This window comes from Jejudonia soesokkakensis (genome assembly GCF_042664795.1).
Lineage (GTDB): Bacteria > Bacteroidota > Bacteroidia > Flavobacteriales > Flavobacteriaceae > Jejudonia > Jejudonia soesokkakensis.
Map to the genome: position 1 here is coordinate 287500 of NZ_JBHTBN010000002.1, position 22244 is coordinate 309743.

The window sequence follows — 22244 nt, forward strand, 5'->3', positions numbered from 1 at the left end:
CATCTTTCTAACTCTTTCTAAATGCAATTAGTATACCATTAACGTACAATTATTTAAATAATGTGCTCCTGTCATTTTTTATATCTTTACAACAAACCAATCCATTGTATTATGAAGCTTCTCACTACAACTATTCTTATTATAATTACACTTTTATTTACTGCTTGTAAATCTGAAACTAAACAAGAATCAATGTCAGAAGATCAATTACTTGCTAAAGCAAAAAAGATTCACAAACGTGTAATCACATTGGACACACACTGTGATATTAATATAAAGAATTTTACAGATACTATTAATTATACCCAGGATCTTGACAACCAAGTGACATTACCTAAAATGAAAGCTGGAGGACTCGATGTCGCATGGTTTATCGTTTACACAGGTCAAGATACGTTATCAGAAAGTGGATTTGAAAAAGCGTATGACAATGCAACTTCAAAGTTTGAGGCGATCGAAAGGCTGGTTACAGAATATGCTCCTACCGAAATCGAACTTGCAGTGACATCTGCAGATGTAAAACGCATTGTAAATTCAGGAAAGAAAGTAGCAATGATTGGAATTGAAAATGGCTATCCTATAGGGAATGATATTGCCAATGTGGAGAAATTTTATAATATGGGTGCGCGTTATATGTCTTTGGCACACAATGGACACAGTCAGTTAAGCGATAGCAACACAGGTGAAGAAGACAATGTATGGCTCCACAATGGCTTAAGTGAGTTAGGAAAGGAAGTGGTTGCCGAAATGAACCGCGTAGGCATGATGATCGATATTTCACACCCTTCAAAAGAGGCAATTCGTCAAATGATTGAATTATCGAAAGCTCCCGTAATAGCGTCACACTCTTCAGCAAGAGCTTTGTGTGATCACAGTAGAAATTTGGATGATGAGCAATTAAAATGGGTTAAAGAAAATGGCGGAGTGGTACAAACAGTGGCTTTTAAAAGTTATTTAAATACTGAAAAGTATGAGGCTCGAAATGAAAAACTAAGAGAAATTGAAAAAACCGTATTAGATTCTTTAGGAGTGACTTGGATGGAAAGGAAAGAAATTAATAATCTTCCTAGCGAAGAAAGGGATGCCTACATCGCTAAATACATCGAGATGAAAGGGATTGTAGAGAATAAAAGCAAAACTATGGAAGACCTCCCTCCTGCTGTAAATGTGGCTGATTTTGTAGATCATATTGATTATTTGGTAGATGCGATTGGTATTGAACATGTTGGAATAAGCAGCGATTTTGATGGTGGTGGTGGAATTGAAGGATGGAGCGATGCAAGTGAAACAGAAAATGTCACCATAGAACTCGTAAAACGCGGCTATACCGAAGAAGAAATCTCACAGCTCTGGAGTGGAAATTTATTACGTGTGCTAGACGAAGTTCAGAATGTTGCAGCAGAGATGAAAAAATCTTGATATATAGTATGTAGGATTGTTGGAAAGTTGGATTACTAGTTATTAATAAAACGATGCTATGTAATTTAAATTTATTTTCTTCTAGCTTCTAGCTTCTAGCTTTCGGCTTCAGGTTTTTTCTTTGGTGGCATGGGACCCCGAAGATGAATAATTAATCCGTTGAGGAAATTCCGAAGAAATTGATCTCCACATTCCATGTATTTTTCATGGTTCGGATTTCGATAAATGGCGCCAATTTCACTTTTGGTCACTTTAAAATCAACAAGCGCACAAATCGCTACAATATCGTTGTCTCTTAATTTATGAGCAACGCGTAATTTTTTCATGATATCGTTATTAGTAAGTGCCATAGTTTTTTCTGAAAGGATAAAGGTACTATAAAATGCCGATTTTAGTTACTTTCGTTACCTAGAAATGGATACACACCACTATTTTAAACTTTATAAGCCCTATGGGTATATTAGCCAGTTTATTACAAATGACAAACATGCTAGAAGAAAAAAATTTCTAGGAACCTTGTATGATTTCCCAGAAGGAACCATGGCCGTAGGAAGATTAGACGAAAACAGCGAAGGGCTGTTGCTGTTAACGACAGACGGGGGTTTTAGTCATAACATTTCAAAAGGTAAAAAAGTTGAGAAAGAGTATTATGTACAAGTGGATGGAATGATTACATCTGATGCAATCAAAATGTTACAACAAGGCTTGGAAATTAGTATTAACGGAAAAAACTACCAAACAAAGCCCTGCAAAGCAACGATGATAGAAACACCTAGCATACCTCCTACTTCGCAGCGTATTCGAGATGACAGACACGGTCCTACTTCGTGGATAGCTTTAATTTTAAAAGAAGGGAAATTCAGGCAAGTTCGAAAAATGACAGCTGCGGTGGGATTCCCAACCTTGCGACTGGTTCGAGTACGGATAGGGAGTTACACGATAGAAAATATGGAGTGTGGCTCGGTTAAAAAAATAACACCCACTAATTTTTTATAATTACAAAAGTCGCTTTTTTACCAGTAAGCAAGTTCCATTCTTTTGCTGAGATCAACAAATCATTGTCATCATAAATATGAAGTTCTGCAGTGTTAGGACCAGAAGAACCCTGATTTAAAGCAATAAACTCAACCTTATTAACTCCTTGCTGAAGCGGTAAATCGAAGCCTTGAAAGCTTCCGTAGAGCTGAATATTTGCACGAACAATATCATTGTTTACTCGTACTTGAATTCGATCTCCGTCTACAAACTCATGATCACGATAGACTACATTTACCGTACTTGCCGTAGTTAACACATCCCCTAAATTTTGATCACTGCCATATTCTTCCAGAATCTCTTTATCTCTAGTAAAAAACTTTGGAGCATTATTGGTTTTGTAATCCTGAAGTCCGTCTCCTTTAGTAATATCAAGTTTTGTCTTATTGACCCCCAAATCTGAATTAATTGTTGATTTGATTGGGATTTTTGGAGTAGATAGTCCAGGCGCTTTGGATGCCGGTAATTCAAATCCGGAAGGAGTTTCGTCCACTTTTTCAACCACTTCAATCTTTACATTTGATGTAGGTTTTTCCTGAGCAATAAGAAACGTGTGAGAAAATATTCCGAAGGAAAGAATAAAAAAGAGTGATTTCATTTGCATACATTTATGTGTCGTCATAGTTATCAAGAATTACACCAAAATCAACTTATTTGATTTTGTTTTTCATTCTACGGTATAGTATGTAAAGAATGACAACAATAATGGGTAAAATTATATAGATGGTTATATCTACCCAACTAGACAAATCTATTGGAGTATTGTTTTCTGGTCCAGGTACATCTTGTGGTAATTGTACCATCACTAAACCAATTAATACCTCTTGTAACATCACCATAGCTATTTAATTTATGCTCTACCGCTTCAAAAACGTGAAATTTATAAAAATTAGCCTATAAAAAGTCACAAAATGTGTTAATAATTTGGAAAATCCAGTTCTTTGACTTACTATGGGATGTTATTTTAATTTAAATCACTTTCAGAATATATGAGACAACTCAAGATCACCAAGCAGGTTACAAATAGAGAGACAAAATCTCTTAATAGTTATTTACAAGATGTTAGTAAGATTGATATGATTACGGCCGAAGAAGAGGTTGAATTAGCACAGCGAATTAGGGAAGGTGATCAAAGAGCGTTAGATAAATTAACACGCTCAAATTTACGATTTGTAATTTCGGTTGCAAAACAATATCAAAATCAAGGGTTGCGTTTACCAGATTTAATTAATGAAGGAAATGTAGGTCTTGTTAAAGCTGCAAAACGTTTTGATGAAACGAGAGGTTTTAAATTTATCTCTTATGCAGTATGGTGGATTAGACAATCGATCCTTCAGGCAATTGCAGAACAATCACGTGTGGTAAGACTTCCATTAAATAAGATTGGCGATATTAACAAAATTCGTAAAGCATCTATTCATTTAGAGCAGGTTCACCAACGCAAACCTTCTGCCGAAGAAATTGCTAAGGAATTGGATATGTCAATACGGAAGGTAAAGACATCACTTAAAAACTCTAACAGAAGTTTATCAATGGACGCTCCTTTTCAGGAAGGAGAAAATGATAACAACTTATATGATGTTATTAGTTCTGGTGAAACACCCAACCCTGATAAAAGTTTAATTCACGAATCTTTAAAAATAGAAATTGACAGAGCATTGGAAACCTTATCTCCTAGAGAAGGTGATGTGGTACGACTTAACTTTGGTTTAAGTGGACAACCAGCAATGACCCTTCAGGAAATTGGAGATACATTCGATTTAAGTAGAGAGCGTGTACGACAAATTAGAGAAAAAGCGATTCGTAGACTTCGTCACGAATCCAAAAGTCATATTTTGATGAAATATTTAGGATAAGATTTATTTTCCCCATTAAAGGCGGATGCACTGGTTGTATCCGCTTTTTTTTTATGAAATCTTTAAAAGAGATTTCTTCTTCTATAATTTATATTTGTAAAAACACTATATATTCATGCAAGATACCTCTACTACTCAAGAAACCCTCGAAAATTCAACAGAAGCAGTTCAAGAATCAGCCAAGGATATGGCAGAAACATTTTCTGTCGACGATGCTGTATCTGGACTGTGGGACAAACTTGGAGGCTGGTTAGATGCAATCATCTTAAAACTTCCTAACTTTCTAATTGCCATTCTTGTAATGGTTCTGTTCTTCTTTATTGCCAAAGGAATGCGAAAGTTCCTCCGTAAAATAGTCATGCGCAAAGTAAAAGAAGAATCTGTTAAGCAGATGATCGGGCAAATTGCCTTTGCGGTAACTTTACTCATCGGGTTTTTTATTGCACTAGGAGTGATGGAACTTGACAAAGTGTTAACTTCTGTTTTGGCTGGTGCTGGTGTTGTAGGTTTAGCTATTGGCTTAGCTTTACAAGGTACTTTAAGTAATACTGTTTCTGGTTTTATTCTTTCATTTCTGCCTAAGATTAGTTTAGGAGACTGGATTGAAACCAATGATGAAATAGGTTTTGTAACAGAAATTAATTTACGAAACGTAACAATAAAACGTCCAGATAACAATTATACGATCATTCCAAACTCCACTTTTATAGATAATCCTTTTACCAATTTTTCTATTTCTGAAAGATCTAGAATCATAGTAAATTGTGGGGTTGGTTATGAAAGCGATTTGCAAATGGTAGAAGACCTTACAGTTAAAGTGTTGGGTGAAGCCTTTCCGCAGCAAGGAAATGAAGAGATTGAATTTTTCTACAAAGAGTTTGGAGACAGTTCAATTAATTTCATGGTTCGTTTCTGGGCAGACCAGGTAAATGGAAAAGAAAAATGGGCATTACAACATAAAGCCATTAAATTGATTAAATCTAACTTTGATGCAAAAGACATTAATATCCCATTCCCTATTCGTACACTGGACTTCGGAAAAAACAACCTTTCCATCAACCCAAGAGAGGATCAAGAATAATTACTTTAAACTTTAAAAATTTTAAAAAGCTTCCGTTCCTATCGGAAGCTTTTTTCATTTAACAAGAGTATAACACTCGTTAACGAATAATTTGGACACTAAGCTGGTTATCTATACTTACAAACCTAAAAACATATTTAATATGAAAAATGTAATCGGGCTATCCCTACTAGCCTTAACTATCGTAACCAGCTCATGTGTTTCAAAAAAGAAATACGTAGAATTAGAAGGACAGTACAATGACACACGTACTACCCTTCAAAAAACACAAGTTGAAAAAGAAGCTATAGAAGCAAAATATGCTGCTATTGAAGAACGTGTAGCCAACTACAACCAAAAAATTCAATCACTATCCACAACCAACAGTGAGTTAAAACTAAACAGTCTTCAAAAATATGACAACGTAGTTTTATCGAATAAGGATAAGGAGCAAATGAAAAAAGCTTTGGCTAATGTAAATCAGCAAGAATTAGCAGCAGCCAAAACCCTTCAGGATTCAATGAATTTAATTGTATCCTACAATTTGAAAAAAAATCTGGACAATACTTTAATTGCCGATGGCGAAGAGGATGACATTCAGGTTGACATTGACAACACTGTAGTAATGATCACAATTTCAGATAAATTATTATTTAATTCTGGTAGTTATAGAGTAAACCCAAAAGCAAATAATTTACTAGAACGCCTTGCCAATGTAATTAATAGCGAACCTGCTTTAGAAGTGATGGTTGAAGGGCATACCGATGCACAAACTGTTAAGAATGGAGCTTCAGTAAAAGATAACTGGGATCTTAGTGTAGAGCGTTCCACTGCTGTTATTAGAACGCTTCAAGATAAATACGGCGTATCTCCAGAGAAATTAATCGCTGCTGGAAGAAGTAGTTATCATCCATTAACAGAAAATGATACTAAAGAAGGACGTGCCGTAAATAGAAGAACACGTATTGTAATTCTTCCAAACCTTGATAAATTTTTGGCGTTGCTTTCTGCCAACTAAATTGAAAGTAAACAACTATGTGTTAAAGCATCCTCGAATTGAGGATGCTTTTTTTTATAAAATATTTTAAGTTGTGTTGGACATAACAAAAAATAACCTATATTTATATTAACATAAAATTAAGATATTCATGCTTCTAAAAGAGTACGTTTCTAACAATTCAAAAATTTCAATCTTTGAGAAGTATGCTATATTTAGTGTTGCAAAAGGAAGAAAATTAGACCAAACTGTAGCCAATGAAATACGCACGGCACTAAAAATTCATTACCCGAGATCACCTTTTGTAATCATTAGAGAAGAGCTTCATGAGCTGGAAGTTGATTTTTCAGTCTACAAAAAAAGAGCAATGAGGAATCTAAAAGGCTTAGCTATAGTATCTTCAAATGAAGCAGTACGAAAAAGAGCGATTGAAGAACAATCACTCTTTGACGATAGTTTTGCTTTTTTCACCTCTATTGATGATGCCAAAAGCTGGGCAGATACTTTCGTATTTATTTAATTCTTAGCGCTTGGAGGAACCGTAGGTCGTACTTCAATTTTACTTGGCAACGTTCTAGGATGCATTTTTAAAAGATCAACAACTAATTCTCCTATATCTTCAATTTGAATTTTCCACGCTCCTTTATCACTTGGTTCATTCCCATTAAAATGGGTAGAAACACTACCAGGCATAATGGTACTTACCTTAACATTATATTTTCGTAAATCCAGCATTGCCGCTTGAGTAAATCCGGTTACTCCAAATTTACTCGCGTTGTAGGCGCTACCACCTTCAAAGAAATTAGTGCCTGCTAGGCTTGAAATAGAAATATAATAGCCTTGAGATTTTATGATTTCATCGACGGTTGCTTTTAACGTAAAAAATGCTCCCGACAGATTGGTTTCAATCGTTTCATTCCATTGTTCAACAGTTAAATCTGTTACAGAACCAAAATGCCCCAAACCAGCATTGGCTATAACGATATCCAATTTACCAAATTCTTCTATTACTTTTTTTACCGCTTTTTTCTGACTCAATATACTACGCACATCTGCTTCTAATCCAATGGCATGAGCACTGTCATTTCCAAATTCATTCAATTTTTTAGCAGCTTCTGCAGCTGCTTCGCAGGTTCTACTTGTAATAGCTACATGAATTCCCTGTGTTAGTAAACTTTGTGCAATTCCATAACCTATTCCTTTTGTTCCTCCGGTAATGAGTGCTACTTTTCCTCTTAAATCTTTCATATTATTGCTCCTACTGAGCGTTTTAAATTTATTCAACTTGCTTTCTTTCAAAGTTACAAACTCCCCTACCCCTTTGTTATTAAAGATTCCTTAAATTTGATACCTTATGAAAATTTTAATCATTGTTTTTATTTCACTTTTTTTGCTGAATGTCACTTCTGAAAAAGAGCAGCCACCATTAGTAAATATGGCCGAACGTTCTACTGAATTCGCCTATGAAATTCGGTACGCAACCGATGCTAATTTTATTGGTGAGATTTTATATGATTGTTCTATTTGTATGCTTCAGCCGGAAGTTGCTGAAGCTGTTCTACAAGCCAATCAGTACTTCTGTGAACTAGGCTATAAAATAAAATTCTATGATTGTTATCGCCCGTTAGACGTTCAGAAGAAAATGTGGGCCAAAGTACCACGCCCAACTTATGTTGCGAATCCCTACGGAAAGGGAAGCATCCACAATCGAGGTGCTGCTGTCGATATTACGTTAGTTACCCTGGAAGGATGTTTTGTAGATATGGGAAGTGACTATGATTTTTTTGGAATCGAATCGCATATAGACAATTATAACTTTTCTGAAGCTATTCTTAACAATCGAAAAATCTTACGAGAAGGAATGCAAAAACATGGTTTCCAAACTGTTCGCACTGAATGGTGGCATTATAGTTTTAAAAGAAATTGGAGTTTCCCAGTTATGAATGATCCCTTGCCCTGTGAGGGCTCGTAAGACCTAAACTATTTTTTATGGGTTGCTTGCTCTAATTTGTCCAACTCTCTATCTTTTGGATCTTTTTTCAATTTTAAAGGCAAGTCTTCTTGTCCGCCATAGAGTTTAATTTCAGTAATATTACCTGGCAAAATGAGTTTAGCTTCTATTAAAGCTTCAATTACTTTTTTGATGACAATACCTCGCAACACTCTGGATGCTACACGATAATCAATGGTATGGACCCAAAAGAATACCTTTAAGTTAATAGTACTAGGAGATAATTCATCTTCTATGACAAAGTTTTGATGATCTTCATCCTGCACAATTCCTTCGTGAGAGTTAAGCACATCATAGATAATTTGTTTTGCTTTTTCTATGTTGTCCTCATATCCTATCCCAACCACAAAATCATTTCTGAAAAATCCGTCGGCCGTATAATTTTCCACGGGTTTTGTGAGTACATCTGCATTAGGGATAAAAATATCCCGTCCATCACTGGTTTTTATATGCGTGTATCTAAAATTAAGAGCTTTGACTTTTCCGAAGAGCTCCCCTATTTTAATGGTATCATTAACATTAAAAGGCCTGTTGAACGCTAAAATAATTCCTGCCAAGAAGTTTTTCCCAATATCTTGAAAAGCAAATCCCAGAATAATGGCTGCCCCACCAGCAGCAGTAAGAATTCCAGTCGCAATACCACTGAGTCCAGCAACTTGCAAGGCGATCATGATGGCAATAAGTGACAAAACGATCTTAATCGCCTGCGCCAGAAAACGTGCCATTAGAGGATCTTCAGCTCTATGAAGAATTCTCTTTTTATAGATGTTTGTAATGAGCTGCGCGAATAAAATTCCTAAGACAATAATTAAAACCCCCAGAGCGATTCTAGGAAGAATGTCCAAAAATTTATCGTAATAATTTTCAGCCGAAGTAATAATTTTTTCTGTCGGGCTTTCTTGAAGTAGATTCATCATAGTAAAAGTACCTAAAGATACTTGTATTGTTTCTCATTCAGAAGCCATACCGCCATAAATTATTCTTAAAATTTAGTCAGCTGCCCTACTTCACGTATCTTTGCACAAAATTTTTAGCTGTGAGTAAAACCATCAAAACTTTTAAGATCATAAGCATGTTAGAGGCGATTTCATTCCTAGTTTTATTAGGTATCGCAATGCCTCTTAAATACATTTGGGATTCTCCACAAATGGTTCAGATAGTGGGAATGGCACACGGTGTATTGTTCCTTTTATACATTGCAATGGCAGTATATGTTTCACAACTTCTCAACTGGTCTGTCAAGACATTATTTATTGTAGTGTTGTGTTCCATTATTCCATTTGGACCTTTTTATGTAGAACGTAAATACCTCTAATGGATCAGGACACCCTTATATATTATAGTTGCTATTTGCAAGAGTATTTCATTACTAATGGAATGAAAGAACCCCTGGCAATCTTATTAAACACTTTGCTCAATTGTATTATCGTTACTATCATTGCGGTCCTCCTTGATATTATAACCCGAAAAGTAATCGTCCAGCTTTTCAAGGCTTTCAGCAATAAAACTAAAAGCACCTATGATGACCATTTGGTAGTAAGTAATTTTCCAAGATTTGTTGCTCATTTTTTACCATTAACATTTGTATGGTACTTAATTCCCATTATTTTTCTTGAATACCCATTTTTGGAGAAAATATTCCTGCAACTCATTGATATTTACGGTGTAGTACTGGCAATTCTTGTGTTTAGAAGTATCCTACGTTCTACAAAAAATTATCTAGAACATAAAGAGGATTACGCAGACAAGCCCTTACAGAGCTATGTACAGGTATTAATGATCTTTGCTTGGGGGGTTGCCATTTTCATTATAATTAATGCACTTACAGGATATTCTATAAAAAGTCTGACTACACTTGGAGCGGCTTCAGCTATTTTACTTCTTATTTTTAAGGACACTATTTTAGGTTTTGTAGCAAGTATTCAGGTTTCAGTAAATGATATTGTACGAATTGGCGATTGGATTACCTTTAGCAAATTTGGAGCCGATGGGTATGTAACCGAAATTAATCTTGCAACTGTTCGTGTTCAAAATTTTGATAATACCTATACCACTATTCCTACCTATAGTTTGATTGCAGATAGTTTTCAGAACTGGCGTGGAATGCAGGAAAGTGAGGGACGTCGTATCAAAAGATCTATTTTTATAAAACAGAATTCTGTTCGATTCCTCACTGCCGAGGATATTCAGAACTTCAAAAATATTCAATTAATTGCACCGTATATTGAGCATCGTGAAAGGGATGTGGCCAAGTTTAACCGTCAAATTGAAGCTGATAAAAGTTTATTATTAAACGGAAAGAACCAAACTAATTTAGGCGTTTTCAGAAAGTATGCAGATGCTTTTTTACATGAAAACCCCGCAATCAATAAGGAGCTTTTTTTAATGGTGCGTCATTTAGCACCTACCGATAAGGGGATTCCAATTGAGATTTTTTGCTTTAGTCATGATAAGAATTGGGAAAACTACGAGCATATACAGGCAGATATCTTTGATCATTTAATTGCAGCGGTGCCCTACTTTGGTCTCGAAATTTTTGAAACACCTTCTGGGCATGACTTGGAAAAAGTAATGAGGAAAAGTACATCAGATTTAAATTAAGCATTGTATATTGTAGTAACCTAACAATATCCCTCATGAAACTTAAAACAGCACTCCAGATTTTTGGAGGAATCTCTGTACTTTTAACTTTATTTCGTTTTATTTCTGCAGATTATTGGTGGGTTCGCATTTTTGATTTTCCTCACGTCCAATTAACAGTTTTATCTGTTATTGCCTTTCTAGTATATTTTTTCAAATTTGATTTTAAATGGCGTAACGACTACATTTTTGCTGGTGTTTTACTAATTTGTATGATCTATCAATTTAGCAGGATTTATATTTATACTCCTATAGCTCCTACTGAAATTGCAGATTCCGAAATACATACTCCAGATAAGCAACTCAGTTTTTTTACCGCCAACGTACTTCAAAAAAATAAAAAGCATGAATTGTTATTGGCTGAAATGCAGACATATGATGCCGATATTTTAATTTTTACTGAAACTGACGAAACCTGGAAAAATGCGATTACTAAGGCTTTGCCTTCAGCATACACTTATAAAGTAGAAGCCCCTTTACCAAATACCTATGGGATGTTGGTTTATTCAAAATTGGAATTAATAAATCCTGAAGTCAAGTTTCAAGTAGATGATAGTATTCCTTCGGTACATACTAAAGTAAGACTTCGATCTGGAGATGTGGTTCAATTATATAGTATTCATCCTACACCTCCCATGCCGCAACACAATCCAATGTCTACCGAAAGAGATAAAGAAATGATGCTCACAGCCGAAGAAGCGTTACATTCTGATATTCCAGTATTAACCGTTGGTGATTTTAATGATGTTGCCTGGTCTCAAACAACAAGATTGTTTCAGCGTATTAGTGGTTTATTAGATCCGAGAAAAGGTAGGGGTTTGTATAATACTTTTAATGCAAAAAATTGGTTGATGCGTTGGCCCCTAGATCATGTCTTTGTAGGACCCGAATTTAGGCTGGTAACCTTGAAAAAAGGAGACGATATAAATTCAGATCACTTTCCCATGTATGTAAAGCTCAGTTTTGAGCCTGAAATAGCTGCAGTACAAAAGCTAAAACCGCCTACCAAACAGGAAATTGAAGATGCCGAAGAACAGATGAATGGCAAAGCGAATATTGAAATTAGAATGAATAATTAGAATAAATTCCCAGGTTTGTCCATTTTTGGAATTGTTAGATCTGTACCAAAACGATCATTAGCTTTTTTAATAAAATGAGCTGCTAACAATGGAGAAGCTTTCTCCAAATTTTGATGTATAAAAAAGTATATGTTTTGTAAACCCTGGGCTATCCAATCTTCCAGCCTATCAATCCAATCATCCAATCTGTCATAATCACTTTTATGATTGGCACCGTTGTAGCGTATGAAAGCAGTTTCGGTGGTCATGCGCATATGTAATAAATCCCTTCTACCTGCTGTGTCCACAATGATATTAGTCACATGATGTGTCTCTAAAATTTCGTACAGTTCTTGTGCAATCCTTGTGTCTGAAAACCAATCGGTATGCCGAAACTCAATTGCAATCCTAATATCTTTTGGCAATGCTTCAAAAAAAGGTACTAATCGATCCATATTCTTAGGCCCAAAATTGTTATGCAATTGCAAAAACGGCATTTGTAATTTCTCCTTTAAATTGGACGCGGCGAGAATGTATTCATTTAAATAAAATTCAAAATCGCTTAAGCGTTTCCAATGGCTTACTCCTTGGAACATCTTCGGAAAGAAACGAAAATCAGAGGGTGTTTTTTCATACCAACCTGCAAATACATCTGGAGGAAAAATTCGATAAAAGGTTGCATTTAGTTCAATACTGTTGAATTGTGTTGCATAGTAAATAAGTTCATCTTTGGTTCCGCGAGGATAAAAACCTTTTAAATCTGCTTTATTCCATTTAGCACATCCAACATATAAATTAGGAACGGAAGGCGGATCGAAAACAGAAAGTACTTTTTTGGTATCAGGATGATCTGGTGGTAATGTGAAATCAATTTCGCTAGGATTCTCTACTTTTCCAAAATTCATACTTTAGTTGTTTATATAGATGGTTTTCCTGTTTAAAAACTCCCGTATGCCGTGGGAGCTTAACTCTCTGCCGTATCCACTTTCCTTAACCCCACCAAAAGGTAAGCGGGGATCGCTTTTAACCAGTTCATTTATAAAAACAGCACCTTCATCAAAACGATACGCAAGTTTTTCTGCCGCTTCAATATCTTGAGTAAAGACAGACACTCCCAATCCGAATTTCGAGTTATTCGAGAGTTCGATAGCTTCATCAATAGATTTAAACGTAGTGATAGACAAGGCTGGTCCAAAAGTTTCTTCATTAAAAACTGGCATTTCTTGAGTCACTTCTGAAAGCACTGTAGGTTCAAAATAGGCTCCCTGTCTATTTCCTCCTATTAAGAGTTTTGCACCTTTTTTAACAGATTTTCTGACTTGCTTTTCAAGTTCTTCAGCAAGATCTTGTCTAGCTAAAGTCCCTATAAAAGTATCTTTATCGGTGGGATCTCCGCTTTTAAGTTCTCTTACTTTCAGTAGTAATTTATCAATAAATTCTGAAGAAATTTCTTCAGCAAGCAATAAGCGTTTTCCTGCAATACAACTTTGACCCGTATTCTGAAAACGTGCTTGGACACATGTTTCAACGGTTGTATCCATGTCACAATCTTTTAAAACTACGAGTGCATTATTACCACCCAGTTCTAGCACGGTTTTTTTAATGTGTTTTCCAGCAGTTTGAGCAACGGCGGCACCAGCAGGTCCACTTCCCGTTAAAGTAACGGCTTTGATTACAGGGTTTGAAACAATATCTTCAATTGCATCACTTCCTACCAGCAAAGTGGTAAAGCAGTAATCTGGAAAACCAGCCCGCTTAAATACTTTTTCGATATTTAAAGCACTGCCAAACACATTGGAAGCATGTTTTAGAACACCAATATTCCCTGCCATTAAAGCGGGTGCAGCAAAACGGAACACCTGCCAAAAAGGATAATTCCATGGCATAACAGCAAGTACTACTCCAATAGGCTCATACTTAGTATAACTTTTATGAGCATCGGTCTTAATAAGCTCGTCTGCCATATGGTTCTCGGCTTCATTTGCGTAGTATTCACAGACCCAAGCGCATTTTTCAACCTCGGCAATAGATTGTGAGATGGGTTTGCCAATTTCCAACGTTATCTTTTCGGCATATTCCTGAGTATTCTTTTTTAATTCGGAAGCTGCTGCCAACATCAATTTTTTCCGTTCAGAAAAACTAGTTTCTCTCCAAGTGTAAAAACGTTTGTCTGCTTTTTTGAGAATTTCAGCAATTTCTTTTTTGGTATGTGTTTTGAAGCTCTCAATTTCACGGTTGGTATAAGGATTTATGGAGGTTGTTTTAGACATACATTTTTATTTTAAAAGTACACAAACCCTTATAAATGCTAGATAGGATTAAGATGATTTTAACGCCTCGATTTGTTGAAAAGGAGTTTATAACTTCATGATAATCTTCAAGAATTACCATCTGAATTTTATACATTTATTAAAACAAAGTTCTTATGAAAACCCGAGATGCCTACTTACTTGAAATTCGACCCGAAATTTCGTCCGCCAGAATATTGCCGGGAATGAGTGCAGATGAAAAGTTTCAGAATGAAACGCTACGCCCTATTGCAAAACTTCAGAATGAATTATTAGTAGCTGTTTTTAGAAATTATATTCAGAAAATGAAAAATGTTTTTCATACGCTCACAATTGATCAGCGGTTGAATTATATTGAAAATGCCATTCAGAAAAACACAAAATTTCGCAATTCATTAAAAGGAATTATTATAGGTCAATTTACGCTACAAGAATATGAAACGTATATTCAGAATTCATCTGCACTCAATAAACGAATGATGAACATTGTTAAAGAACGACTTCAAAGTCATGTGCAGTTATTTGATATGGTTGCCTAATCGATCAACGACACTCCGTTAAGATCTGTCGTTAAGACTACGCTCATATAAGTAAAAAATGGATGAAGTAATTCGTAATGATATATTAGTTTTTCTTTAAAATCTACTGCAAACACTTCTTCATCTGTAAAGGGATGCTGCACAAAGTAGCTTTTTAAACGAATAAGATCAATATTGGGGTCATCCTTACTGAAACCTTTAGGAGCAGTTTTTACCGTATATTCCTGATTAAAACCACCGAACGCTTTTTTAAAGTCTTTTTGCTTCAAGATTTCACGTATTTCTGAAGCATCCATCTCAAATTCTTTTCGAATTCGTAACAGATCTGAAGGTTCTGGTCCAAAAAACCCACCTGCCAAAAAAGAATTTCCTGGTTCTAAACGGAGGTAATATCCACCACGACGTTGGGCTCCTGCCCTGCTCCAACTAACACTACGGTGAGAGTTATAAGGAGTTTTATCTTTTGAAAACCTGATGTCTCTATGAATTCTAAAGATCTTCTGCTTTGCGATTTCATCTGTTTTATTCAAACCATTTTCGACTTCGGCATAGAACTTTTTAAGCACTTTTTCGTTTGCCAGATATTCCTTTTTATGATCTTGCATCCAATCACGATGATTGTTTTGTTTTAATTTTTTTAGAAATTCAAAAGAGGATTGTGGAATGACTACACTCATAGTTTTGATTTAGAATATAAAGATACCCTAAAAATTAGTACATTTATATCTTAACAACCTTAAACCAAAAGTTATGACTACAACAAACAAACCAGGCTCAGGCTTCTGGATCATTGCCGTTATTGCCTTATTATGGAATCTAATCGGTATATTTTTCTGGGCTTCAGAAAACTTTTTAATGACAGACGAAATTAAAGCAACTTTACCCGCAGAACAGGTAGAAATGATGAATAATGCCCCTAGCTGGGGTATCTGGGTATATGCAATTGCCGTCTTTGGTGGAACTTTAGCAAGTGTATTATTACTAATGCGCAAAAAACTGGCCGTACCCTTGTTTTTAATATCTCTAATCGCAATATTAATACAAATGGGGTATTGGATCTTTGGAATGGATTCTGTTGGCGTATTAGGGCCACAATCGCTTATTATGCCACTTATAGTAATAACTATTGCTATCTTTTTATACTTTTATAGTAAGGGAGCAGCAAAAAATGGATGGCTTAGCTAAGTATCATTTTTCAGCTACCATTTAATACAAAAAAGTCTTTCTAAATTTAGAAAGACTTTTTGTTTTACTGGAAATTGTGACTCCAAGCTATCTACTGAACTATAACCATTTCTTTCTTTTGAAATAGTACAGTAATCCGAAGAACACTAGTATCATTGCTCCCCATAGCACAAAATACCCGTACTTATATTGAAGTTCTGGAATGTACTCGAAATTCATTCCGTAGATACCTGCCATAAATGTCAACGGAATAAAAATAGAAGCCATGATGGTTAATACCTTCATTACTTCATTCATTTTATTACTAATAGTTGTCATGTACATGTCCATTAATCCCCAGATCATTTCACGATAAATATCGACACTTTCAGAGACCTGAATAATATGATCATAGAGATCGCGAATATAGTTTTGAGTTCTACTTTCGATTAGTTCTGTATCTGTTTTTTCTAACCTGTTAATTACTTCCCGTAACGGAACTACCGCCCTTCGTATTCGAAGAATTTCCTTTTTAAGCACTTGTATGTCCTGTGTAATATCATCTTCTACTTTATCTTCAAAAAGTTGATCTTCAATATATTCTATCTTCCCACTTAAAGTTTCAATAACACTAAAATAATTATCTACTATAGCATCAAGAAGTGCAAACATCAAATAATCGGCGCCGGTATTTCGAACCCTCCCTTTTGCATTTTCTAATCGGTCTCTTAATCCGTCCCACACATCACCATCTGCTTCCTGAAAAGTCGTCACGTAATCTTTTCCAACCACCATACTTACGTGCTCATTTATAAAATCTCCTTCGTCTGTATAGTGTAACATCTTAAAAACAATAAAGAGATACTCTTCATATTCGTCCATTTTTGGACGCTGATTCGTAGTTACTATATCTTCCTGAATAAGCGGATGTAAATTATAATATTCACCAAGCCGTTCTATTTCTTTAGTATTGTTAAGACCATTAATATTGATCCACGTAATATGTTTGGAGGATTCAAAGCCAAAAGCATCTTCAATATTTTCAGAATCAACTCTACTATAATGATCCTTGTTATAATCTATAATTTCTACCTTAGTAGAAATGTTAGCTTTTTTTCCGGTGTAGGTAACCGTTCCGGGAGCTTCATTATGAATAATAGCCCTTTTAATTATAGGAATTTTGAGCCTTCTTTTCTTTTTTCTTGCAGTCATACTTTTAAAATGAATTTTAAAGATAGGAAAACTAAACTATTTTTATATTTTTAAATTTTTAGTTCAATAAAATATTCTCCTTGTTTAAAAAAACCTACCCTTTTGATCCTGAATTTCGACATCATGTATTGATATCACTCGGATTAGCATTTTGGATTTTTTTATTTTTAGCTTTAACAGAACCTCTTGATACCAATCAATTTAATTTTAAAGAAAAATTGCTTTTCCTGCCCTTTTATGGATTAGCTGGTGCAATAGCCTATTTAGGTAGTCTAACGTTACAAAATTATATTTATAAAGTAAACAAGAGAAACTGGACTGCCTGGAGTGAACTTCTATTTTTTATTTTACTTTTTTTATTTGGATTCCTACTTTCTAGAGGTATCTATTTATATATAATCGTTTATGGAGAACAGAACCCTTATACTTTATCCTATTTCTTATTTAGCATCTATCTTCCAGCCATTGCTACCATACTGCCAATCCTAGCAATAGGGCGATGGGCGTTTGGGAGGTATTTTGAAAAAAAATTAGAAGACCAAAAAATAGAAATTGAAGGTGAAGGAACATACGAAGGCTTGCGGTTACATTTCACCGATCTTATTTATGTAAAAGCTGACGATAACTATGTAGAGGTAACTTATTCAAATGGTAATAATCTAAAAAAACAATTAATAAGAAATACTTTATCTAAAGTAGAATCTGTTGTGCCCGAATTATTGAGAACCCATCGATCCTACATTATAAATCCACATCATTTTGTACAATGGAAAATGGTTTCAGGAAAATTACATTTAATACTTACTTCGGAAACTGAAATACCAGTATCTAAAACCTATGCTGAAAATGTAAAATCGATTTTAAGCTTGTAGATTTTTTACCACACTTAAAATGTATTTAGCCCCTCTTAAAGTTAAGACGTTTTATTTTACCACACAGAGGAGTAATTTCGCCCCAATCAACCCTATTTACTAGTCGTATCAGTTTACCAATTGTATGTTTGTTGTAATAAAAATGTATCACTTCTGAAGCTTCAGAAATAAACTTAAAGTCATGAAACCACAAACTATCCTTATTGCTTTTCTAATTGTTATTAGTTTTTCATCTTGTAAAATAGGTCGATTTGCCTATTATAATTATGCTAATATTACCGATCATAAAATATTTCCAAATCGAATAATTGAAAAACCTGAAAATTCTTTTCAGTTTCAAAAATCTTCAAAACAATTTATTCAGGATTCGCTAACATTAACTGTCAATGGAGTAAAAGAGAAAATTACATTTGAGGACTACCTCATATCTAACAAAACAGTTGCTTACATAATTATCCAGAATGATTCTATTAAATATGAAAATTATTTCAATTCGTACGAAGAAAGTTCGATTGTTAATTCATTTTCAATAGGAAAATCTATTCTTTCTATTCTTATAGGGTGTGCTTTAGATGACGGACAGATAAAATCTATCCAAGAGCCAATCACAAATTACCTTCCACAGTTAAAAGACGAGCGCTTCAAAGAGGTAACGATTGAACATCTTTTAAATATGACTTCTGGTATTAATTTTAAAGAAAGTTATACGAATCCATTTGGAGACGCTGCAACCTTTTATTATGGAACAAATTTAAACAAAGCGATAAATAATATGGAAATTGCATATACTCCTGGAACTAGATTTAAATACAGTAGTGGTGACAGTCAGGTACTCGGATTAGTATTAGATGCTGCTCTTGGTAAGAAAACAATCTCTACCTATCTGGAAGAAAAAATCTGGAAACCCTTAGGGATGGAGTATGATGCCAGTTGGAGTTTAGACCGTAAAAAAGAAGGCGTAGAAAAGACTTTTTGCTGTGTCAATGCGAGAGCTCGTGATTTTGCAAAACTAGGACGTTTATACCTTAATAAAGGAAACTGGAATGGAAAACAAATAGTATCGAAAGAATGGGTAGAGAATTCGACAAAAATAGACACGACAGGAGCCAGTGTAGCCTATTACCAACACCAGTGGTGGATCAATCAGAAAGATAATTCGTTTGAAGCAGAAGGCATCTTAGGACAACATATCTATGTAAATCCAAGTAAAAAAGTTATCATTGTCCGCCTAGGTGAAAAAGTAGGTAAAACAGGAAACTGGACGAGTATAGCGCAGGGAATTACTGCAAAATTATAATTATACTAAGCGGAAAACCATAAGTTTATAATTTTCCGCTTAGTTGATTTTTTATTCGTTTCTATCGAACTTATGACGTGATTGCAAGGTTTTTTCAACATCTCTCAAATGAAACCCTTTTGCTTGCAATAGCACCATAAAATGAAATAGCAAATCGGCACTTTCACTTAAAAAATCAAGGTCATTTTCATCCTTCGCCTCTATCACCACTTCTACTGCTTCTTCGCCTACTTTTTGTGCAATTTTATTTATTCCTTTTCTGAACAGGGAAGCAACATAACTATTTTGTTGTTCTTTGTCATTTTTACGGTCTTCAATGACTTCTTCCAGATACGAAAGAAATCCAAAATTGGAAACATTCTTTTCACCCCAACAGGTATCTGTTCCTTTGTGACAAACAGGTCCTTCTGGATCTGCCATAATCAAAAGTGTGTCATTATCACAATCTAATTTGACATCAACTATATTTAAAAAATTATCACTCTCTTCTCCTTTTGTCCAAAGTCTATTTTTGCTTCGGCTAAAAAAAGTTACCTTTTTCTCTTTTTCAGTTTTACTGAAAGCCTCCTGATTCATAAAACCCAGCATCAATACATTTTTTGTGATGCTGTCCTGAATAATTGCAGGTACTAATCCGTTTTCGTATTTATCAAAATTAATCTCCATGTTTTCTCTATTTAATTTTTTATAATTTAGTTTCTTACTGATATTCCTTTTTCTGAAAGTGTTTTTTTTAATGCTGAAATTTCTATCTCTTTAAAGTGAAACACACTCGCAGCCAAAGCGGCATCTGCTTTCCCTTTACTGAATGTATCCACAAAATGCTGCATATTTCCTGCACCACCCGAAGCGATTACTGGAATATTAATACTTTCTGAAAGTTTGGCAAGCGCTTCATTGGCAAATCCGTCCTTGGTCCCATCATTGTCCATAGAAGTAAATAAAATCTCTCCAGCACCTCGCTCTGAAACTTCCATTGCCCAATCAAACAAGTTTAATTGGGTGGGCACTTTCCCGCCCATCAAATGGACGACCCATTCTCCATGAAGGTTTTTAGCATCAATGGCGACAACGATGCACTGACTCCCAAATTTTGCTACCAATTCATTAATCAGCTCTGGCCGTTTAATGGCTGCCGAATTGATAGAGACTTTGTCGGCTCCATTCTGAAGTAATACATCCACATCCTCAACACTTGAAATTCCGCCACCCACTGTAAATGGAATATTGATGGCTTCAGCTACATTCAATACTAAATTTGCTAGGGTTTTTCGACGTTCTTCAGTCGCTGAAATATCCAAAAACACCAATTCATCGGCTCCATTTTCAGAATATAGCTTTGCCAGCTCCACAGGATCGCCCGCATCTCTTAAGTTAACAAAGTTGACACCTTTTACAGTGCGCCCGTTTTTAATATCCAAGCAGGGAATAATTCTTTTTGTTAGCATTTGTTATTGAGTATAAATTTTTCTAATTGTTTTAAACTGATTCTATTTTCATAGATCGCCTTCCCGATAATGGTGCCTTCGCAGCCTATTTCAGCTAATTTGGGCAGTTCCTCAAATGTTGAAATGCCACCAGAAGCTATTAACTTTATATTTTGCTGACTTTCAGAAATGATTTTTTTATACAGATCAAAGCTAGGGCCCTGTAACATTCCGTCTTTACTAATATCTGTACAGATTACATATTCAATTCCTTTTAACAAGTATGATTTAATAAAAGGGATCAACTCTTCGGTACTTTCTTCCTGCCAGCCACTCACAGCTACTTTTTCATCTAATACGTCAGCTCCTAAAATAATTTTATCTGAACCATAACTTTCTATCCAGGCAATAAAAGTTTCTCTATCCTTAACTGCAATGCTTCCTCCTGTGATCTGAGTAGCTCCACTATCAAAAGCAATTCGTAAATCATCATCGGTTTTTAATCCGCCACCAAAGTCAATTTGTAGGCTGGTTTGAGAAGCAATCTGCTCCAACACTTTATGATTTACAATATGTTTACTTTTTGCTCCGTCAAGATCTACCAAATGTAGAAATTGAATGCCGTGTGCTTCAAACTGTTTGGCAACCTCTAACGGATGCTCATTGTAGATTTTTTTAGTGCTGTAATCGCCTTTACGTAAGCGAACACATTTTCCGTCGATAATGTCTATGGCTGGAATAATTCTCAAAATTTATGATTTAGTAGGTTCGTTTAGGTTTAAAAAATTTTTCAATACTACTTCTCCTGTCGCACTGCTTTTTTCTGGATGAAATTGAACTCCATAAAAGTTATCTTTTTTCAACGCTGCAGAATAAGATATCCCATAGGTCGTTGTTGCGATAGTTTCAGTACAGCTAGGCGCATAATAACTATGAACGGTATACATATAGGAAGCTTCAGCAATAGTAGAAAACAACTTAGTTTTTAAGTTTTCAATGGTATTCCAACCAATTTGAGGGACTTTCTTTTCCGAAGAAAACTTTACTACATCCACATTAAAAATGCCTAGCCCTTTAGTGTTTCCCTCTTTCGAAGAAGTACACATTAGCTGCATTCCCAGACATATTCCTAAAACTGGCTGTGTTAAGGAAGGAATCACCTTGTCCAGACCCGTACTTCTTAGTTTTTGCATCGCACTACTTGCTTCTCCCACACCAGGAAAAATCACCTTATTAGCACTCCTAATCACACTTTCATCCTCACTCAAAATTCCTTCGTAGCCCAACCGTTTTAAGGCAAACTGAATGCTTTTAATATTTCCTGCGCCGTAATTTATAATTACAATATTTTGCTTTTCTATTTTCAAAT

General features: G+C 35.1%; 27 protein-coding genes. 14 read left to right on the forward strand and 13 right to left on the reverse strand.

Features of this window, described 5'->3' with window-relative positions:
* Positions 1 to 111 precede the first annotated feature (111 nt).
* Positions 112 to 1419, forward strand: a complete 1308-nt coding sequence (locus ACFQO1_RS05930) for a dipeptidase (RefSeq protein ID WP_380217063.1) — start codon at positions 112 to 114, stop codon at positions 1417 to 1419.
* A 95-nt stretch (positions 1420 to 1514) separates the two neighbouring features.
* Here the strand turns inward: ACFQO1_RS05930 and ACFQO1_RS05935 are convergent, their stop codons facing one another.
* Positions 1515 to 1769, reverse strand: coding sequence for a DUF1456 family protein (locus ACFQO1_RS05935; protein WP_380217064.1), 255 nt, complete (start codon positions 1767 to 1769; stop codon positions 1515 to 1517).
* Positions 1770 to 1833: 64 nt separating this feature from the next.
* Between ACFQO1_RS05935 and ACFQO1_RS05940 the strand changes: the two genes are divergently transcribed.
* Positions 1834 to 2415: a pseudouridine synthase gene (locus ACFQO1_RS05940; RefSeq protein ID WP_380217065.1), complete on the forward strand. Its 582-nt coding sequence runs from the start codon at positions 1834 to 1836 to the stop codon at positions 2413 to 2415.
* Here the strand turns inward: ACFQO1_RS05940 and ACFQO1_RS05945 are convergent.
* On the reverse strand, positions 2402 to 3052 hold the full coding sequence (locus tag ACFQO1_RS05945; RefSeq protein WP_380217066.1) for a hypothetical protein: 651 nt from the start codon (positions 3050 to 3052) through the stop codon (positions 2402 to 2404). The two genes, ACFQO1_RS05940 and ACFQO1_RS05945, sit on opposite strands and share 14 nt — an antisense overlap.
* Before the next feature lie 391 nt (positions 3053 to 3443).
* Here ACFQO1_RS05945 and ACFQO1_RS05950 point away from each other — a divergent pair, with 391 nt between their 5' ends.
* The 4 genes from ACFQO1_RS05950 to ACFQO1_RS05965 all read left to right on the forward strand — a co-directional run bounded on the left by ACFQO1_RS05950 (position 3444) and on the right by ACFQO1_RS05965 (position 6887).
* Positions 3444 to 4310: a sigma-70 family RNA polymerase sigma factor gene (locus ACFQO1_RS05950; protein ID WP_380217067.1), complete on the forward strand. Its 867-nt coding sequence runs from the start codon at positions 3444 to 3446 to the stop codon at positions 4308 to 4310.
* A gap of 115 nt (positions 4311 to 4425) precedes the next feature.
* The gene (locus ACFQO1_RS05955) at positions 4426 to 5391 is read left to right on the forward strand and encodes a mechanosensitive ion channel family protein (protein ID WP_380217068.1); all 966 of its coding nucleotides are present in this window, start codon (positions 4426 to 4428) and stop codon (positions 5389 to 5391) included.
* 142 nt (positions 5392 to 5533) lie between these two features.
* Entirely contained in the window at positions 5534 to 6388 is an 855-nt protein-coding gene (locus ACFQO1_RS05960) for an OmpA/MotB family protein (protein WP_380217069.1), read from the forward strand.
* Between the two features lie 130 nt (positions 6389 to 6518).
* Positions 6519 to 6887, forward strand: coding sequence for a hypothetical protein (locus tag ACFQO1_RS05965; RefSeq protein WP_380217070.1), 369 nt, complete (start codon positions 6519 to 6521; stop codon positions 6885 to 6887).
* Here ACFQO1_RS05965 and ACFQO1_RS05970 read toward each other — a convergent pair.
* A complete protein-coding gene (locus ACFQO1_RS05970) occupies positions 6884 to 7615 on the reverse strand; it encodes an SDR family oxidoreductase (RefSeq protein WP_380217071.1) in 732 nt (243 codons plus the stop codon). The two genes, ACFQO1_RS05965 and ACFQO1_RS05970, sit on opposite strands and share 4 nt — an antisense overlap.
* Positions 7616 to 7721: 106 nt before the next feature.
* Between ACFQO1_RS05970 and ACFQO1_RS05975 the strand changes: the two genes are divergently transcribed.
* Positions 7722 to 8339, forward strand: a complete 618-nt coding sequence (locus ACFQO1_RS05975; protein WP_380217072.1) for a M15 family metallopeptidase — start codon at positions 7722 to 7724, stop codon at positions 8337 to 8339.
* Between the two features lie 8 nt (positions 8340 to 8347).
* Here the strand turns inward: ACFQO1_RS05975 and ACFQO1_RS05980 are convergent, their stop codons facing one another.
* Positions 8348 to 9295, reverse strand: coding sequence for a mechanosensitive ion channel family protein (locus ACFQO1_RS05980; protein ID WP_380217073.1), 948 nt, complete (start codon positions 9293 to 9295; stop codon positions 8348 to 8350).
* Between the two features lie 119 nt (positions 9296 to 9414).
* Here ACFQO1_RS05980 and ACFQO1_RS05985 point away from each other — a divergent pair, with 119 nt between their 5' ends.
* On the forward strand, positions 9415 to 9693 hold the full coding sequence (locus ACFQO1_RS05985; RefSeq protein ID WP_380217074.1) for a DUF3817 domain-containing protein: 279 nt from the start codon (positions 9415 to 9417) through the stop codon (positions 9691 to 9693).
* Between the two features lie 86 nt (positions 9694 to 9779).
* On the opposite strand, the gene ACFQO1_RS05990 is transcribed toward ACFQO1_RS05985, so the two are convergent.
* On the reverse strand, positions 9780 to 9944 hold the full coding sequence (locus tag ACFQO1_RS05990; protein WP_380217075.1) for a hypothetical protein: 165 nt from the start codon (positions 9942 to 9944) through the stop codon (positions 9780 to 9782).
* A 60-nt stretch (positions 9945 to 10004) separates the two neighbouring features.
* Between ACFQO1_RS05990 and ACFQO1_RS05995 the strand changes: the two genes are divergently transcribed.
* Both ACFQO1_RS05995 and ACFQO1_RS06000 read left to right on the forward strand, forming a co-directional pair.
* The gene (locus ACFQO1_RS05995; RefSeq protein ID WP_380217076.1) at positions 10005 to 10979 is read left to right on the forward strand and encodes a mechanosensitive ion channel family protein; all 975 of its coding nucleotides are present in this window, start codon (positions 10005 to 10007) and stop codon (positions 10977 to 10979) included.
* A gap of 35 nt (positions 10980 to 11014) precedes the next feature.
* Positions 11015 to 12097 (forward strand): endonuclease/exonuclease/phosphatase family protein, encoded by a 1083-nt coding sequence (locus tag ACFQO1_RS06000; RefSeq protein WP_380217077.1) that lies wholly within the window; start codon positions 11015 to 11017, stop codon positions 12095 to 12097.
* Here the strand turns inward: ACFQO1_RS06000 and ACFQO1_RS06005 are convergent.
* Together ACFQO1_RS06005 and ACFQO1_RS06010 are read right to left on the reverse strand one after the other, a co-directional pair.
* Entirely contained in the window at positions 12094 to 12981 is an 888-nt protein-coding gene (locus tag ACFQO1_RS06005; RefSeq protein ID WP_380217078.1) for a DUF72 domain-containing protein, read from the reverse strand. The genes ACFQO1_RS06000 and ACFQO1_RS06005 overlap by 4 nt on opposite strands.
* 3 nt (positions 12982 to 12984) lie before the next feature.
* On the reverse strand, positions 12985 to 14346 hold the full coding sequence (locus ACFQO1_RS06010; protein ID WP_380217079.1) for an NAD-dependent succinate-semialdehyde dehydrogenase: 1362 nt from the start codon (positions 14344 to 14346) through the stop codon (positions 12985 to 12987).
* A gap of 155 nt (positions 14347 to 14501) precedes the next feature.
* On the opposite strand from ACFQO1_RS06010, the gene ACFQO1_RS06015 reads away from it, so the two are divergent.
* Positions 14502 to 14903: a glyoxalase gene (locus ACFQO1_RS06015; RefSeq protein WP_380217080.1), complete on the forward strand. Its 402-nt coding sequence runs from the start codon at positions 14502 to 14504 to the stop codon at positions 14901 to 14903.
* Here the strand turns inward: ACFQO1_RS06015 and ACFQO1_RS06020 are convergent.
* The gene (locus tag ACFQO1_RS06020; RefSeq protein WP_380217081.1) at positions 14900 to 15580 is read right to left on the reverse strand and encodes a DUF2461 domain-containing protein; all 681 of its coding nucleotides are present in this window, start codon (positions 15578 to 15580) and stop codon (positions 14900 to 14902) included. The genes ACFQO1_RS06015 and ACFQO1_RS06020 overlap by 4 nt on opposite strands.
* Before the next feature lie 73 nt (positions 15581 to 15653).
* Between ACFQO1_RS06020 and ACFQO1_RS06025 the strand changes: the two genes are divergently transcribed.
* Positions 15654 to 16088 (forward strand): hypothetical protein, encoded by a 435-nt coding sequence (locus tag ACFQO1_RS06025; RefSeq protein ID WP_380217082.1) that lies wholly within the window; start codon positions 15654 to 15656, stop codon positions 16086 to 16088.
* Between the two features lie 99 nt (positions 16089 to 16187).
* Here the strand turns inward: ACFQO1_RS06025 and corA are convergent, their stop codons facing one another.
* A complete protein-coding gene (gene corA, locus ACFQO1_RS06030) occupies positions 16188 to 17279 on the reverse strand; it encodes a magnesium/cobalt transporter CorA (RefSeq protein WP_380217083.1) in 1092 nt (363 codons plus the stop codon).
* 80 nt (positions 17280 to 17359) lie between these two features.
* Between corA and ACFQO1_RS06035 the strand changes: the two genes are divergently transcribed.
* Positions 17360 to 18151 (forward strand): LytTR family DNA-binding domain-containing protein, encoded by a 792-nt coding sequence (locus ACFQO1_RS06035; RefSeq protein WP_380217084.1) that lies wholly within the window; start codon positions 17360 to 17362, stop codon positions 18149 to 18151.
* Positions 18152 to 18332: 181 nt separating this feature from the next.
* Complete coding sequence (locus tag ACFQO1_RS06040) at positions 18333 to 19448, forward strand: serine hydrolase domain-containing protein (protein ID WP_380217085.1); 1116 nt, start codon at positions 18333 to 18335, stop codon at positions 19446 to 19448.
* A 51-nt stretch (positions 19449 to 19499) separates the two neighbouring features.
* On the opposite strand, the gene hisIE is transcribed toward ACFQO1_RS06040, so the two are convergent.
* The 4 genes from hisIE to hisH are packed head-to-tail and all read right to left on the reverse strand — an operon-like array spanning position 19500 to position 22242.
* A complete protein-coding gene (gene hisIE / locus ACFQO1_RS06045) occupies positions 19500 to 20114 on the reverse strand; it encodes a bifunctional phosphoribosyl-AMP cyclohydrolase/phosphoribosyl-ATP diphosphatase HisIE (protein WP_380217086.1) in 615 nt (204 codons plus the stop codon).
* 26 nt (positions 20115 to 20140) lie between these two features.
* Positions 20141 to 20896: an imidazole glycerol phosphate synthase subunit HisF gene (hisF, locus tag ACFQO1_RS06050; RefSeq protein WP_380217087.1), complete on the reverse strand. Its 756-nt coding sequence runs from the start codon at positions 20894 to 20896 to the stop codon at positions 20141 to 20143.
* A complete protein-coding gene (hisA, locus tag ACFQO1_RS06055) occupies positions 20890 to 21624 on the reverse strand; it encodes a 1-(5-phosphoribosyl)-5-[(5-phosphoribosylamino)methylideneamino]imidazole-4-carboxamide isomerase (protein WP_380217088.1) in 735 nt (244 codons plus the stop codon). Before hisA ends, hisF begins: the two co-directional genes overlap by 7 nt.
* 3 nt (positions 21625 to 21627) lie before the next feature.
* Positions 21628 to 22242, reverse strand: a complete 615-nt coding sequence (gene hisH / locus ACFQO1_RS06060; protein WP_380217089.1) for an imidazole glycerol phosphate synthase subunit HisH — start codon at positions 22240 to 22242, stop codon at positions 21628 to 21630.
* Between the last annotated feature and the right edge of the window lie 2 nt (positions 22243 to 22244).

Coding starts and splice junctions, on each gene's coding strand:
- corA (WP_380217083.1), bottom strand. CDS start 17,279: ATGACTGCAAGAAAAAAGAAAAGAAGGCTCAAAATTCCTATAATTAAA.
- ACFQO1_RS06040 (WP_380217085.1), top strand. CDS start 18,333: ATGAAACCACAAACTATCCTTATTGCTTTTCTAATTGTTATTAGTTTT.
- ACFQO1_RS05955 (WP_380217068.1), top strand. CDS start 4,426: ATGCAAGATACCTCTACTACTCAAGAAACCCTCGAAAATTCAACAGAA.
- ACFQO1_RS05990 (WP_380217075.1), bottom strand. CDS start 9,944: ATGAGCAACAAATCTTGGAAAATTACTTACTACCAAATGGTCATCATA.
- ACFQO1_RS05935 (WP_380217064.1), bottom strand. CDS start 1,769: ATGGCACTTACTAATAACGATATCATGAAAAAATTACGCGTTGCTCAT.
- ACFQO1_RS05980 (WP_380217073.1), bottom strand. CDS start 9,295: ATGATGAATCTACTTCAAGAAAGCCCGACAGAAAAAATTATTACTTCG.
- ACFQO1_RS06020 (WP_380217081.1), bottom strand. CDS start 15,580: ATGAGTGTAGTCATTCCACAATCCTCTTTTGAATTTCTAAAAAAATTA.
- ACFQO1_RS06015 (WP_380217080.1), top strand. CDS start 14,502: ATGAAAACCCGAGATGCCTACTTACTTGAAATTCGACCCGAAATTTCG.
- ACFQO1_RS06010 (WP_380217079.1), bottom strand. CDS start 14,346: ATGTCTAAAACAACCTCCATAAATCCTTATACCAACCGTGAAATTGAG.
- ACFQO1_RS05940 (WP_380217065.1), top strand. CDS start 1,834: ATGGATACACACCACTATTTTAAACTTTATAAGCCCTATGGGTATATT.
- ACFQO1_RS05930 (WP_380217063.1), top strand. CDS start 112: ATGAAGCTTCTCACTACAACTATTCTTATTATAATTACACTTTTATTT.
- hisF (WP_380217087.1), bottom strand. CDS start 20,896: ATGCTAACAAAAAGAATTATTCCCTGCTTGGATATTAAAAACGGGCGC.
- ACFQO1_RS06025 (WP_380217082.1), top strand. CDS start 15,654: ATGACTACAACAAACAAACCAGGCTCAGGCTTCTGGATCATTGCCGTT.
- ACFQO1_RS05950 (WP_380217067.1), top strand. CDS start 3,444: ATGAGACAACTCAAGATCACCAAGCAGGTTACAAATAGAGAGACAAAA.
- ACFQO1_RS06005 (WP_380217078.1), bottom strand. CDS start 12,981: ATGAATTTTGGAAAAGTAGAGAATCCTAGCGAAATTGATTTCACATTA.
- ACFQO1_RS05960 (WP_380217069.1), top strand. CDS start 5,534: ATGAAAAATGTAATCGGGCTATCCCTACTAGCCTTAACTATCGTAACC.
- ACFQO1_RS05975 (WP_380217072.1), top strand. CDS start 7,722: ATGAAAATTTTAATCATTGTTTTTATTTCACTTTTTTTGCTGAATGTC.
- ACFQO1_RS06000 (WP_380217077.1), top strand. CDS start 11,015: ATGAAACTTAAAACAGCACTCCAGATTTTTGGAGGAATCTCTGTACTT.
- ACFQO1_RS05945 (WP_380217066.1), bottom strand. CDS start 3,052: ATGAAATCACTCTTTTTTATTCTTTCCTTCGGAATATTTTCTCACACG.
- ACFQO1_RS05970 (WP_380217071.1), bottom strand. CDS start 7,615: ATGAAAGATTTAAGAGGAAAAGTAGCACTCATTACCGGAGGAACAAAA.
- ACFQO1_RS05965 (WP_380217070.1), top strand. CDS start 6,519: ATGCTTCTAAAAGAGTACGTTTCTAACAATTCAAAAATTTCAATCTTT.
- hisIE (WP_380217086.1), bottom strand. CDS start 20,114: ATGGAGATTAATTTTGATAAATACGAAAACGGATTAGTACCTGCAATT.